Source organism: Leptolyngbya sp. FACHB-36, from assembly GCF_014695955.1.
Lineage (GTDB): Bacteria > Cyanobacteriota > Cyanobacteriia > Leptolyngbyales > Leptolyngbyaceae > FACHB-36.
Map to the genome: position 1 here is coordinate 1 of NZ_JACJPG010000683.1, position 13,885 is coordinate 13,885.

15 protein-coding genes are annotated in these 13,885 nt (G+C 53.0%); 6 read left to right on the forward strand and 9 right to left on the reverse strand.

The features are described from left to right. Positions 1 to 1,205 (forward strand): response regulator (locus H6F43_RS21435; protein ID WP_190345198.1); only part of this gene is annotated, 1,205 nt, incomplete at its 5' end. Positions 1,206 to 1,315: 110 nt separating this feature from the next. Here H6F43_RS21435 and H6F43_RS21440 read toward each other — a convergent pair. The 5 genes from H6F43_RS21440 to H6F43_RS21460 form a co-directional block, all read right to left on the reverse strand. Beyond that, positions 1,316 to 2,479 carry a glycosyltransferase gene (locus H6F43_RS21440; protein ID WP_190345199.1) on the reverse strand — a complete coding sequence of 388 codons (1,164 nt, stop codon included), beginning with the start codon at positions 2,477 to 2,479 and terminating at the stop codon, positions 1,316 to 1,318. Between the two features lie 95 nt (positions 2,480 to 2,574). Then, on the reverse strand, positions 2,575 to 3,633 hold the full coding sequence (locus H6F43_RS21445; protein WP_190345200.1) for a glycosyltransferase family 2 protein: 1,059 nt from the start codon (positions 3,631 to 3,633) through the stop codon (positions 2,575 to 2,577). Positions 3,634 to 3,657: 24 nt separating this feature from the next. Beyond that, positions 3,658 to 4,935 carry a lipopolysaccharide biosynthesis protein gene (locus H6F43_RS21450; protein WP_190345201.1) on the reverse strand — a complete coding sequence of 426 codons (1,278 nt, stop codon included), beginning with the start codon at positions 4,933 to 4,935 and terminating at the stop codon, positions 3,658 to 3,660. Positions 4,936 to 4,971: 36 nt separating this feature from the next. Beyond that, positions 4,972 to 5,958, reverse strand: a complete 987-nt coding sequence (locus H6F43_RS21455; protein WP_190345202.1) for a glycosyltransferase — start codon at positions 5,956 to 5,958, stop codon at positions 4,972 to 4,974. Positions 5,959 to 6,170: 212 nt separating this feature from the next. Further along, a complete protein-coding gene (locus H6F43_RS21460; RefSeq protein WP_199290520.1) occupies positions 6,171 to 6,611 on the reverse strand; it encodes a hypothetical protein in 441 nt (146 codons plus the stop codon). Between the two features lie 72 nt (positions 6,612 to 6,683). Here H6F43_RS21460 and H6F43_RS21465 point away from each other — a divergent pair, with 72 nt between their 5' ends. Together H6F43_RS21465 and H6F43_RS21470 are read left to right on the forward strand one after the other, a co-directional pair. Then, positions 6,684 to 7,349, forward strand: coding sequence for a class I SAM-dependent methyltransferase (locus H6F43_RS21465; protein WP_190345203.1), 666 nt, complete (start codon positions 6,684 to 6,686; stop codon positions 7,347 to 7,349). A 296-nt stretch (positions 7,350 to 7,645) separates the two neighbouring features. Continuing rightward, the gene (locus H6F43_RS21470) at positions 7,646 to 7,933 is read left to right on the forward strand and encodes a hypothetical protein (RefSeq protein WP_190345204.1); all 288 of its coding nucleotides are present in this window, start codon (positions 7,646 to 7,648) and stop codon (positions 7,931 to 7,933) included. A 177-nt stretch (positions 7,934 to 8,110) separates the two neighbouring features. Here H6F43_RS21470 and H6F43_RS21475 read toward each other — a convergent pair whose 3' ends face one another. From H6F43_RS21475 to folD, 3 genes are all read right to left on the reverse strand, one after another. Continuing rightward, positions 8,111 to 8,566: a divergent PAP2 family protein gene (locus tag H6F43_RS21475; protein ID WP_190345205.1), complete on the reverse strand. Its 456-nt coding sequence runs from the start codon at positions 8,564 to 8,566 to the stop codon at positions 8,111 to 8,113. Between the two features lie 72 nt (positions 8,567 to 8,638). Further along, positions 8,639 to 9,565: a geranylgeranyl diphosphate synthase CrtE gene (gene crtE / locus H6F43_RS21480; protein WP_190345212.1), complete on the reverse strand. Its 927-nt coding sequence runs from the start codon at positions 9,563 to 9,565 to the stop codon at positions 8,639 to 8,641. 299 nt (positions 9,566 to 9,864) lie between these two features. Then, entirely contained in the window at positions 9,865 to 10,740 is an 876-nt protein-coding gene (gene folD / locus H6F43_RS21485; RefSeq protein ID WP_190345206.1) for a bifunctional methylenetetrahydrofolate dehydrogenase/methenyltetrahydrofolate cyclohydrolase FolD, read from the reverse strand. A 133-nt stretch (positions 10,741 to 10,873) separates the two neighbouring features. On the opposite strand from folD, the gene H6F43_RS21490 reads away from it, so the two are divergent. The 3 genes from H6F43_RS21490 (at position 10,874) to H6F43_RS21500 (ending at position 13,133) form a co-directional block, all read left to right on the forward strand. After that, positions 10,874 to 11,287, forward strand: coding sequence for a hypothetical protein (locus H6F43_RS21490; protein ID WP_190345207.1), 414 nt, complete (start codon positions 10,874 to 10,876; stop codon positions 11,285 to 11,287). An 11-nt stretch (positions 11,288 to 11,298) separates the two neighbouring features. Beyond that, positions 11,299 to 11,724, forward strand: coding sequence for an NUDIX hydrolase (locus H6F43_RS21495; protein ID WP_190345208.1), 426 nt, complete (start codon positions 11,299 to 11,301; stop codon positions 11,722 to 11,724). A 386-nt stretch (positions 11,725 to 12,110) separates the two neighbouring features. After that, positions 12,111 to 13,133: a diguanylate cyclase gene (locus tag H6F43_RS21500; RefSeq protein WP_190345209.1), complete on the forward strand. Its 1,023-nt coding sequence runs from the start codon at positions 12,111 to 12,113 to the stop codon at positions 13,131 to 13,133. Here the strand turns inward: H6F43_RS21500 and H6F43_RS21505 are convergent. Beyond that, a partial coding sequence (locus H6F43_RS21505) for an aldehyde dehydrogenase family protein (protein ID WP_190345210.1) occupies positions 13,130 to 13,885 on the reverse strand: 756 nt, incomplete at its 5' end. The genes H6F43_RS21500 and H6F43_RS21505 overlap by 4 nt on opposite strands.

The following is a 13,885-nucleotide window of genomic DNA, read 5'->3' on the forward strand; positions in this document are numbered from 1 at the left end:
TTGAGGACGATCGAGAAGTGATTCAACCGGGCGATCGTACGCTGCTGATCATTGAAGATGACGTCAACTTTGCCCGTATCCTGCTGGATATGGCGCGGCAGCAAGGCTTCAAAGGACTCGTTGCAACGCGGGGCAACGTCGGACTGGCAATGGCACAGCAATTAAAGCCCACTGCCATCATGCTGGATATCCGGCTCCCTGTTCTAGACGGGTGGACTATTCTGGATCGGCTCAAGCACGACCCGACCACTCGACATATTCCAGTTCACGTTATGTCGGTGGAAGAGGGACTGCAACGCTGCTTGCGCCAAGGCGCGATCGCCTGCTTGCAGAAACCCGTCAGTAGCGAGGTGCTGCTGAATGCGCTAGCGAGAATTCGGGAGTTTGTCGATCGTCCAGTGAAAGCGCTGCTGATTGTCGAGGACGACGAAGTGCAGCGCCAAAGCATTGCCGAACTCATCGGCAGCGACGATGTCAATATCACGACCGTTGGAACCGGAGCCGAAGCGCTGAACGAATTGGGCACGGGTCACTTCGACTGCCTCGTGCTGGATTTGGGTCTGCCGGATATTGGTGGCTTCGAGCTAATCGAGCAAATCAAGCAAAACCCAAATTTGGGCTATTTGCCCATCGTTGTCTACACGGGCAAGGAGTTCACGCCTCAAGAAGAAACGGAGCTGCGGCGCATTTCTGACACTATCATCATCAAAGATGCTCGATCGCCCGAACGGTTGCTGAATGAAACCACTCTTTTTCTGCATCGGGTTCAGGCAGATTTGCCTGCCTCAAGGCGACACATGCTGGAGCAATTGCAGCAAAATGACCCCGTGCTGGCAGGCAAAAAAGTGCTGATCGTCGATGACGATGTCCGCAACATCTTTGCCCTCACCAGTCTGTTAGAACGCTACCAAATGCAGGTTCTCTACGCGGAGAACGGTCAAGATGGACTTGTCAAGCTGCAAAACCATCCCGACGTTCACATCGTATTAATGGATGTGATGATGCCAGAGATGGACGGCTACGAAACTACTCAGGCGATTCGCCAATTGAACCAGTTCGCTACGCTGCCGATTATTGCCTTAACGGCAAAAGCCATGCTGGGCGATCGAGAGAAGTGCATCGAAGCAGGAGCCTCCGACTACATCACAAAGCCGATCGATACTGAGCAACTGCTGTCGCTCATTCGCGTCTGGTTGTACAAGTAAGTCGAGATATAGCAGTTCTCGCCATCAGCGAATAGCAAACGGGCTAATCGCTGATGGTGTAGCAGCTCTCAACCATCTGCAAATACGGCAACCGCACTAAACCGCTTGCCCTATCCTACGAGACAGCGTCCGGTCAGGGACTCGATCGCGGTATTCACCTCTGCCACAAACTGGTCATAGCGCTGTTCGGACCAAGCGATCGCGTCGGTTTGCAGCGTAGAAGCCATCGGAGTCGCGATGCGTTCAAGCAGCGCCGCCGCAAAGTCAGCGGGCGCATCGGCTAGCTGAATTGACTCTGGGTAGTCTGTAATGCCGCGTAGCGCTACACAGGTTGCCACAATTGGCGCACCCAGCGCGATCGCCTCGAGCGTTTTGATCTGGATGCCGCTGCCGCTAACGGATGGAATCGCCACCGCTTTGGCTTCCGACAAGAAGACACGTGGATCGGGCACAAAGCCGCAGTACTCCAAATTTGGGTACTGATTGGCTAGCCAGTCCGCGCCCGCCCCCGCAACCCGAATCGACACGTGCTTTGGCAGCAGCGGGTAAACGGCTTCCACAAACCACCGCAGCCCTGCCAGATTGGCTTTCCAAGTCCAGCTACCCAAAATGCCGATATCGTAGGTTTTTTCACAAGTCAGCGGTGCCGCCTGCATCGAGTAAGGAATCTTAAAGCCGCGCACTCCGATCGGTTTGATCCCAGAGAAATAGGCGGTATCGTAAGCGGTCAGGGTCCAAACCTCGCGCACTCGATTCACCACCTCAGTTTGCACCCGCTCGATCAGCGCTGCTTCGCGCCCATAGACCCATTTCGCGACAGCATTCCGATCGCTCAGCTGAGCCGTATACAGCTCGTGTTCGACGTTGTGGGTCAGCAAAACCACGGGTAGCGCGGGTGGGATGAAACGAGCGAGCCAGCCGAGTTGAGCATGATCAATAATCACAGCGTCGTACGATCGCGCTTGCAGCGCCTGCTGAACGGCTTGTCCGTATGCCTTAGAGACGTATTTAGCCGATGAATAGGGCAAATTGCTCAGCACCCCGCGCGCCATCCACAGCAGCGGATACAATCCAGCGTTGCTAGTCTCAATGTGACGCTCATCGATCGTCACTTCGCGATCGGTCTCGGGAAAGCGTTTTGCTTTGCGCTGGTAGCCCAACACCCAAACGCTATGTCCGCTGTGCTCTAGTGCATCAATAAAACACTGAGATAGCTGCTCGCTTCCGGTTCGTTTTTTGCGTGGCAGCGTCGTGGTGAGAAATAGCAGGTTCATCTGGGTTTCTAGATCGGCAGCAGTAATTAAGAGGAGTTAGTGGTCAGGGTTGGTAGCACTACTGACAACGGATGGTCTCTGGCAGCATCAACCGCTCACGATTGATTAAGGGCAGATGTAGCAGGTGCTTGATGGCGAATCTGACGTTTGTGGTTGAGGGCAGCGACCTTCTCAATCAGCGATGACACTCCTTGATAGAGCGACTGAGGTAGCAACCGCAGCAGGTAAGCCACGACGATCGTCGGTAGAATGCGGCGTGGCTGCTCTAGCACAATGCGCCAGTAAGTTTTGATCGCGCGGTGCGACAGATCCACCGCGATCGCTCCCGCCCGCAGACGAATCGCCGTTCGCGCCAAGATCTGCATCAGATACGCCAACGACTGGTTTTCCCAGGGCGCAATTTGCTCTGGAGCGTAAGAGCGCACCTTGGCAAGAACCTGCTCTAGTGATTCAAGCTGCTTATACAGACTGGCAGACAGTCCGGCTGAGTTAACGCGATACAGCGTCAGCGTGTCAGTAATTCCTGCAATTTGCCAATCAGTCTGGATCAAGATTCGCAGCCAGCACTCCACATCCTCAGCGCGGCGGAACTGCTCATCGAAGTACTGATCCTCTGGGACGTCGTTGCGATCAACCTCAAACCGGATCGCCTCAAACACAACGCGACGGACTACGGGTGCAGACCCATTTCCCACCGGATTGCCCTGTAGAAAATCCCGCACCGTCAGGTCGCTCATCTGCGGCATCAAGTAGGTTCCCATTGCCGTACCCGTTTCGTCGATCAGGGCTGAGCGGCTGAAGCTGACGCCGATCGCCGGATTGGCGTCCAAATGCTGCACTTGCTTTTCCAGCTTTTGCGGTAGCCACAGGTCATCGCCATCGAGAAACGCCAAATAGGTCCCCTTGGCATGGCGAATGCCCGTATTTCTAGCGCCCGCCAATCCCCGATTCTCCTGATGGATAATGCGAATTCGCGGATCTACAAACTGCTGGCACAGTTCGACGCTGCGATCGGGTGAGGCATCGTCAATAATCAACACCTCAAAATCCGAATAGGTCTGGTCCAGTACGGATTGGACGGCGGCTTGGATAAATGCCTCGACCCCATAGACCGGGATAATTACAGAGACATGTGGATGAGAAGTCGATGGCATCTCAACGATCCTTCAGGTAGTGTGCTACGTGGTGTGCGGCTGCATTCGGGAGAAGACAAAGCGGGACACCCACAGCGTGTAGAGCGGCAGAAATAGCCAGTGTGAGGCAAGTACGGCGATCGCAACGCCTAATGCCTGCCAGCGCACGCCAATCAGCAGTGCCCCCATAAACAGCGTGGTGAAAATGAGGTTCCAGCGCAGATCAATGTCTGGTCTACCTACCGCAACGATGACATTTGAGGCAGCATCGGCAAACGGGCGCGGAATGGCAGACAGACAGATCAAAATCAGCACTGGAATCGCAATAATCCACTTTTGACCAAAGATGATCGGCACGTAAAACGAGGCTAAGCTAGCTTGCAGCACAACCACAGGCACGAGAATCAGCGCGATCGTCTTCAGGCTGTTGAAATACTGCTGCCGAAACTTTTCCCAGTTCGATCGTAGTGAGCACAAATGGGGAAATAGGGCGCTATTAATGGCGTTAATAATGCTTAGACTAATACCCAATCCGGCATTAAAGGCAAAGAAATAAATGCCTAACTGCTCAATTCCGATGAATCGTCCAATCAGCAAATAATCTATATTATTTCTAAGCGCTTTGAGCAGTTGCACGCCCAGCACGTTTTTGGTGAACTTAAGAATTTCTCCCCAGTATTTCGTCGAGAATCCTGACGTTGGACGCCAAGAATGGCTGGTGTAAAACATGTAAACCCACACGGGTGCCGACAAGACTCTGGGTAAAATAATTGACCACATTCCTAATCCGGCTAGCGCAAAGCCAATCGCCATCAAATTACCGACTGTTAGCTGAATCGTGTTCGTCAACGCTGTGACTTTAAGACGATTCTCTTTCAGCACCAGCGATGCTTGAATTGATGAAATTGGCACAATCAGATAGATCAGCGCGATCGTGCAAATGGGCAAGATTAATTGCGGGTCATTGTAGAAGCGGGCAACGCCAAATGAAGCGAGGCATTGAGTAATAAATAATGCAATAAATACACACCAATTTAGCCAATACGCAGAGTTACACAGGGCATCAAAATCTTCTTGATCAGACTGAATAATTTTGACGCCAATGCCCATACGAGTGAACACCTGCATCAGTTCATTTACCGTCAGCACGATCGCGGCTAAACCATAATCATATTGGGTCAGGCATCGAGCCAGCGTAACCGTTGTAAACACATAGGACAGACGGCTAAAAAATTCTGAGCCACCCATCCAGCCAAAATTACGAATAAATTTATTCTCTAAGCTTTCTTTAACGAATTGACTAATTCTTTCAACAGAGACCATGGCTAAGTAATTGTGTTGAGTGATGCAGTCCCTTCCTTATTCTTGATTCACTAGCGGCACTGGCTTTGCTAGGGCATTTGGAAACAGTTTGCCTAGCTGACGTGAAACGCGAGTTGCAAGATGATACGGAAACAGATTGAGCAGCGTTAATTTGAGAATCAATCGTTGAGTTTTGCGATCGAGCACCGTAGCAGGATCAAACCAGATTGCCTGTCGTAGCCGTCGTGTGGCTTGTTTCACACCGTCGTCTGTCAGAATGTGGGCAATGCACAGCAGCGCATAAAATCGATAGGCATTGGCGAGGCTTTTTGATTTCAAGTGCTGCAAGTCTGACGGAGCTTGTTCAAACGCGCGATTCAGCACCAGCAAACAATTCCTCTCCATAACATCCACTTTTGAGGTCATGGACTGGGACGATCGGCGGTACAAAATCTGATATTTTGGCACGAGCACAAAGGGCGATCGAGCCGCTAAGCGAATGTAGTAATCCCAATCTTCTGCCGACTTTAGGGCGGGATCAAACCAGCCAGCGGCATTTACTAACTTGCGCTGGACCAATATGTTTGAGCCGCTAGAAATAAAATTTTCGATCAGGATATTTGAGTATACATTGCCTTCAAACGGCATCGGATCTCTGGCGTACAAATACTGGCTGTTCTCATCGATAAACGCCGTCCAGCTATAGGCAACTCCGGCATCTGGATCAGCTTGCAGCGCTGCAAGCTGGGTTTCTAGTTTGTCTGGTGTCCATAAATCATCAGCGTCGATGAAGCTGAGATACTCCCCGGTTGCTCGTTCAATGCCGCGATTGCGCGCAACAGGCAAACCGCCGTTCTCGTAAGAGAACACTTTGAGACGGGAATCCGCGATCGTACTCAGTAGCTCAACCGTTTTGTCCGTTGAGCCGTCATCAATGACAATCAGTTCAAAATCCGACAGCGTTTGCTGCTGAATCGACTGAATCGTTTCAAGAATGGTTTTCTCAGCGTTGTAGGCAGGAACAATGACCGAAATTGTAGGCACACCATTTACCTCGTAGCTCGTAACAAGACCGTCCACGTTAAGGGGAGCAGCACTTCTTAAGGCAATCCTCGATCGCCCAGAGGGCAATTAAGTACAATCACGCAGGGACTCCCGTAGATAGTAGTCATCCCCAAGGACATCTCGCTAGCGGTTTAAGACGTCTTTATCTGTTCTTCACAAAGGTTCCGTGCTATGGCAGCGATCGTGTAAAGTCATCCGTCGGGCTGCGGTACGCGCTGCGTTATCCACACGGGTTTGCCTGCCTCGTCCGTCTGTAGCCGCGCCAACCGCCACGTTTTATTTTCTTTCTGGCGCTGCAAATACACCTCAAACGGGTTTTGCGATTGAGTGACTCGTCGCTGCTGGCGCTGCACGGTTACGTCATAGGTTCCCCGCACGCGGAACGCCTGTAGCTCATCAATGAGCAGCGGCGTTTGCTCAGTGATGCTGACACGGTCAATATCCACGCTTTTGGGAGGCGCACCGAGGCGCAACTGCTTGCCAAGTTCCTGTTGGGTTTGACCGAGTTCGAGCGCGATCGCTTGCTCAACTAGCTGCCGCATTGGGGCAGGTCCCGTCGCTCCGCATGCGGTCAGCAGCACCGCTAAGATCACAACGCCGACCAGCCGCCCGATCCACTTTACTGTTTCCATAAATTTCCCCACCACGCCTCCTTCGATACGATAAGCCTGAGCCGGAATCAATTGCAATCAAGAGCACCCACGATGTCAAATAAAACCCTCTCCCTGGACGATCGCCTCTACGAGTACCTCTTATCCGTTTCGCTGCGGGAGCCCGACATTCTTGCTCAACTGCGGCAGGAAACCGCTAAGCACCCCCGCGCCATGATGCAGATTGCACCGGACCAAGGACAGTTTATGGTGCTGCTGCTGCGGCTGATGAACGCCAAAACCGTGCTGGAAGTGGGCGTATTTACGGGCTACAGTTCGCTCTGTATGGCGCTGGCGCTGCCTCCAGACGGCAAAATCGTCGCCTGCGACATCAGCGACGAGTACACCACCATTGCGCGTCGCTACTGGAACCTAGCAGGGGTTGCCCACAAAGTAGACTTGCGGATTGCTCCGGCTCTGGAGACACTGGACCAGCTTCTAGCCGCAGGACAGGCAAACACGTTTGACTTTGCCTTCATCGACGCCGACAAAGACAACTATCGCCACTATTACGATCGCGCTCTGCAGCTGGTGCGCCCGGGCGGGCTGATCGCGATCGATAACGTGCTCTGGGGTGGTCAGGTTACCGATGCCCACGCGCCCGATGACAGCACTCAAGCGATTCGCGCCTTTAATGCTGCCCTGCGCGACGACGATCGCGTAACGCTGAGCCTGCTGCCGATTTCAGATGGACTGACGCTGGCACTCAAGCGCGAGTAACACCAGTTCTTTAAATTCCAGCTACAAATCAAACCACTAAAACGTAGGCGAACTCAAGCTTCTGCGATCGCGAACTCCGAATTTCGAATTCCGAATTGATAGAAAGCTAGCAGTCTGATGCTTGAATATATTCAGAAAGGATGCAGTGTTTAAGTCTCCGGATAAGAGCCTCAGGAACAGAAATCAGGTTTAGAGCATCAATGGTGGTGCTGTCGTTTGCTCAACTGTCCTGGGTATACTCTGCTATCTAACTTGCTACGTTTATCTGGACTACGCCTAACTTTGGGAGGACTGCTATGACAAATCCTGGAAATTCGCCTGAACCGCCTCATAAGGGGTTCAAAATTACCATGATGCAAGGGGTAATTGGTGCGGTGTCCTTAGCTGGAACTACGGCAATTCCACTGCTTGTCCAACGAGCGCTTACCCCACCAACCCCCACTCCTACCCAAAGTACTCCTGCCGAGATTAAGCCTGCTCAAGTGGCGCCAACTGCTTCACCTCAAAACCCAGCAGAAATCACTACAAATGATAGTGAGCACGATGGCAAAAAAGGCAAGAAAAAAGGCAAGAAGCACGATTAGTTAAAGGGTTGGTCGGTTGCTCCAGTCACTAAGCAGACGATGCATGCAGCCTAAAACAGCACTAAACATGGTGCTGTTTTAGGAAGAAATGGTGCTAGATAAATCAATGTTTGAACTCGCCAAATCGTTAATAGCTGTTAGCGATCTGGCGAGTTCATTGAGTAATGTCCCGCTGCCTCAGTACACCCACTCTGCAATCCACGAAATCGTCACTCCCAGAATTGACCCAACAATCACCTGAAAGGGTGTATGTCCCAGCAGTTCCTTGAGGCGGTCTTCGTTGAAGTGGTGGTCTTCGTTAAAGAATTCATCGATGATTTGATTTAGAATGCGGGCTTGCTTGCCAGCGGCTTGGCGAACGCCAGCCGCATCGTACATGACGATAAAGGCAAAAACGACTGCGATCGCAAATTCGGTGCTCGCCCAGCCCATTGTTAATCCGACCTCGGTTGCCAACGCTGCCACCAGCGCAGAATGAGCGCTCGGCATTCCGCCCGTCTCAACGAGCACTCGCACATTCACTTTCTGGTGTTTGACTAACTCAACAATCAGCTTGAGTCCTTGAGCCGTAAAGCACGCCACCAGTGCGACCAGCAGCACCTGATTGTGGAGGATGTCGCCAACGTCCTGCATGTTCAAGAGGAAAAAGGGAGGAGTGACAGAGGGAAACAATATTCGTTGTTAGCGATTAGCATCAGCTAACGGCTAGTGTTTACGAGCCGTGATGTAATCAGCGATCGCCATCAGAGGTTTGGCAGCTTCTCCAAAGTCCATTAGTTCCGCCTTAGCCGCACTGACAAGATTCCGGGCTTGCTCTCTCGACTGCTCCAAGCCCCAGATGCTTGGGTAGGTTGCCTTTTGCGCTTGGAGATCTTTGCCTGCGGTTTTACCCAGCTCCTCCTGCGTCGCTGTGATGTCCAAAATGTCATCGACAATCTGAAAGGCGAGCCCGATGTGCTGGGCATAGCGAGACAGCCGCTGCAACTCAGAATCGGATGCGCCCGCCAGAATTGCGCCGGAGGTGACGGACGCCTCTAGCAGCGCCGCAGTCTTGTGGTTGTGGATGAAGTTCAGCGTTTCTAGCGAGACATCGCACTTGCCTTCGCACTCCAAATCGACGACCTGTCCCCCCACCAGTCCTGCGGCTCCAACCGCCCGACCCAGCACTGCCACAACTTTGAGAATCCGCTCCGGATCGACATTTTTTGTTTCGATCGCCACATGCTCAAAGGCGTAAGCAAGCAGCCCATCTCCTGCCAGAATCGCAATGTCTTCGCCGTAAACTTTGTGGTTTGTCAGCTTGCCTCGGCGATAGTCGTCGTTGTCCATTGCAGGCAAATCATCATGGATCAGCGACATGGTGTGAATCATCTCTAGAGCGCAAGCGGTTGGTGTTGCCATCTCCGGCGTGCCGCCGCTAAGTTCGCAGGTGGCTAGACACAAAATCGGTCGCAGCCGCTTGCCGCCCGCCATGAGCGAATAGCGCATCGCCTCATAGATCCGTTCAGGATAGATTACCTGGAGCGAGCGATCGAGTGCCGCTTCTACCTGCGCCTGTCGCTCTGCCAGATACGCCGCTAGGTCAAACTGAGTTGCCTGCTGAGACGCTTGCACTTCGTTCGTCAATATCATTCCTGTCATCCTCCCGTTCTTACTTTCATGCGCCTGCCGCACGATCGTCTTCACACACGTATCCTCCTCATTCTACGGAGGTTGTGTACCCAAGTGAAATCAATCTCGGTTGAGTTATGTATTTTGAATCCTGTATCCCCATACGGCAACCGCGCGGAAAGGCGATCGTCCGTCGAGTGTGTCAACGTTAATTGGACGAGTAGCTGCGAGCCACGCAGTTGATTCGAGTTAAATTTTGAGGAGCTTCGACCCGCCAAAATTTTCCTGACGGAATACTAGACTTCAGCAGTCAAGCTAAATCATTTAAATTTTGCGTTGTAGCTCTGCATGGTGTTCTGCAACAGCATTGCCACAGTCATGGCACCCACCCCCCCCGGAACCGGGGTCAAGTAAGAGGCAACGTGTTGAACGGCGTCGAACTCCACGTCTCCAACAAGGCGAGACTTACCGCTGTCGTCACTGACGCGATTGATGCCCACGTCTACCACGATCGCTCCCGGTTTCACCATCTCCGCTGTCACCAAGCCAGGACGTCCAACCGCCGCAACTAGAATATCGGCGCTGCGGGCGATCGCGGCTAAATCCTGGCTTCTGGAATGGGCGATCGTCACTGTGGCATCCACTTCCAGCAGCATCAGCGCCAGCGGCTTGCCCACCAGAATGCTGCGTCCAATCACCACAGCGTGCTTGCCCTTGGGGTCGATCAAGTACTCCGCCAGCAGTCGCATGACGCCTGCCGGAGTGCAACTGCGCAGACCAGGTTCTCCACGCATCAGTCGCCCCAAATTGGTCGGATGCAGCCCGTCTGCGTCTTTGTCTGGCGCAATTTGATTCAGCAGTGCTACCGAGTCAAGATGCTCAGGGAGTGGTAGCTGCACCAGAATGCCATCGACGCGATCGTCCTGGTTCATCTCCTGAATCGTCTCCTCCAGCGCTAGCTGAGGAATGTCGGCTGGAAAATGTCGTCCAAACGACGCAATGCCCACAGCAGCACACGCCCGCTCTTTGTTGCGCACGTAAGCTGCGCTGGCAGGATTGTCTCCTACCATTAGCACCGCGAGTCCTGGCGGACGTCCCCGCTGCGGTTGCAGCGCTTGAACCTGTTGGGTCAACTCCGCTTGGAGCTTTTGAGCGAGGGCTTTTCCGTCAAGCAGTTGGGCAGTCTGGGAAGGCATCGGTAACAGGGACAGCGATCGCTGAATGAAGAGTTCGATTAAACACCTAAATCTGTGCTAACACAGCGTTAGGCTGTCCATAGTTTCGCAGATCCAACGCCTCTCCGAGTACTTTCAACGTGGAATGCCTGTCATGCTCCCTTTAGTTACTCGACCCCTGCTGCTCAGCATGCTGATCGGATTAGTCGGCTGTAACCAGTCCAGTCCGCCGCCCTTAAGCTTGAGCGATGCTAACGTTGTTCAATGGGCTGTAGCGCCAACGCCGATCGCAGACGTACAAACGGCAACCAAACAAAATGCAACGGTTCACCTTAAAGGTAGAGTTGGTAACCGCGTCCCGATCGTCGGGGCCAGCGTGTACGAACTGCAAGACAGTACAGGCAGTATCTGGGTACTAAGCACCCAGTCTCCGCCCAACTCTGGTGACGAAGTGTTCATTAAAGGCACCCTGCGTTCTCAGCGCTTACAGCAAAACAATCAGACGCAGGATTCTGTCTACGTTGAGCAACAGGAACAACTCCAGCGCACTCCCGCCGTCAAAAGCTAACCCTCCTCTCCATGTCCCAAGTCGAAGTTGCGATCGCAATCTTGCATCGAAACCGTCAGTTTCTGATGCAGTTACGAGATGATATACCTGGCATTGTTTATCCCGGTCATTGGGGACTATTCGGTGGGCACATTGAACCTGGAGAGAATAGTGACATAGCCGTTCGCCGCGAGCTTCTAGAAGAGATTGGTTACGCGCCTCCAAGGTTAACGAAGGTTGGATATTATGATAATCCTCACGTCATCCGCCACGTCTATGAGGGTGCGTTAACGGTAGACCCCAGTGAACTCGTTCTCATGGAAGGGTGGGATATGGATTTGTTGACACCAGATGACATCCGACGCGGCGATCGCTACTCGGTACGAGCCGCTCAAGTCCGCCCTCTGGCAAAACCTCCTCAGCAAATTTTGCTCAGCTTTATTTCGCAACAATTGTAGAAAAATACTAAGCCCGTTCATTCAATCGAGTTCAAAACTCAGTAGAATAGATTTTTTCATTGTATATTTGGGCACACTAATTTAGGTGCAAATCGCGTTGTCGATCGGGCTGTAATTAATAAGCTGTTGCACTTCAGGGGCATTTAAGAAGCAAACAGACCTAGGTGGCACCAGAAACGACTATTGAGGCGCGCTTACGTCATTTCCGAAATAATTGGTTTTGCTCGTGTAATTAACATTGGTTTAGGTATAACTGGTAACGTTGATGCGTAGAAGGCAGCGATCCGTTTGTTGAATTGTACGTCCTGTGCGCTTTCGACAACGAAATTCCAGATACCTTAGTGAAGTTGTGGACCCTGTGCTCTGACTAGGCTTTTCAAACGCTGATGGACGCTTCAATCTTATTAGTTGGAGGTGATGATCTTCTGCCGACACTTCTGGAACGAATTCGCGATGTCGTTACCTGTACGCTAGAGGTTGTTCCTAGCCCTAGTGAAGCAGTTCCCCTGATTCAGGCACAGCAGCCTGATGTAATCATTCTGCAAAGCAATCAACTAGAAAGCTTAGCGCTCTGTCGCCAAGTCAAAGAACAAACGAAACTGGCTTGGATTTATTGCATTGTGCTAGAAACCTCGCTGAGTGGGCTGAGCGACGATCGTCGGCAGTACCTGCTGCAAATAGAAGCGAGAGCATCAGCGCTGGAAAATGGAGCCGACGCTTACTTGTGGCTTCCCCAAACGACAGCAACGGGAGAGCCACTAGAGCGCGAAATGCTGATTCAGCAGGATCGGCTGCTCAAGTCCCAGATTTTGTGCGGGCTGCGGATGGTGCAGACGCACCGAGAGCTGATACGGACGAACGACATTCTCTCCGCGATCGCGCTGTCGGACCCGCTAACGGAACTCAACAATCGTCGAGCGCTCGATTGGGAGCTTCCTAGGCAGGTGCAAAACTCTCGGATGCGCTTGGAGCCGCTGAGCCTGCTGATACTGGACATCGACTTTTTTAAGACCATTAACGATACTCACGGGCACGCTGTGGGCGATCGCGTGTTGCAGCTTATCTCCAGTCGTTTGCGGCACAATTTGCGCTTCCGCGACACGCTGTTTCGCTACGGCGGCGAGGAGTTTGTCATTATCTTGAGCAGCACTGATGAAATGGAAGCACTGCTCGTGGGTCGCCGCTTGTGTCGGCTCGTCAGCGATCAACCCTTCAGCATCGACGACACGGTGAATCTGCTCGTCACGATTAGCGCCGGTGTTGCTGCCCTTCGAGCCGATGACGACCCGAAGGGAACCAGTTTGCTGCGTCGCGCCGACCAGTATCTGCTACGGGCAAAAGCAGAAGGACGAAATCGCGTGATTGGCTTCCTGGACGACTGCGAGGAGGAGCTAGGGACGCGGGGTTAGTCAGCGCCCTCGATCGGTGCGAAGCCCTGCCGCTGAATGTTTTCCGTCACAACGCGCGGCTCTAAAAATTGCAGCAGGTAGTCGGGACCACCTGCCTTCGAGCCGACCCCAGAGAGCTTAAAGCCACCAAAGGGCTGCCGCGCCACGATCGCCCCCGTGATGCCGCGATTGATGTACAGATTGCCCACCTCAAACTCCGCCTGCGCCTGCTCGATGTGCGACGGCGTGCGAGAGTAGAGTCCACCCGTGAGCGCGTAGTGGGTACCGTTTGCCAAGTCGATCGCGTCCGCAAAGGACTGTGCCCGCATCACGGCAAGCACCGGACCAAAGATTTCCTCCTGAGCGATCGTGGCAGTCGGCGGCACATCGCGGAAAATGACGGGTCCGACGAAGTAGCCGCTGTCTGGGGCAGGCAGTTCCAGCGCCACGTCGCATTCGAGGCGTCCTTTCTCGATGTACTCGCCGATGCGATTTCTCGCATCCGCGTCGATGACGGGACCAACTTTGGTGCTGGGTTGGTCGGCGGGTCCCAGGTTGAGCGATCGCGTCGCTTCTACAAGCCGTCGCAAAAAGCTGTCATAGATCGGGTCCAGCACAATCACCCGTGAACAGGCAGAGCATTTCTGTCCGCTGTAGCCGAAGGCAGACTGCACAACGCCCTGCACCGCCTGATCCAAATCGGCGCTTTCATCGACGATGATGGCGTTTTTGCCGCCCATTTCTGCCACAACGCGCTTCAGGTGCTTCTGTCC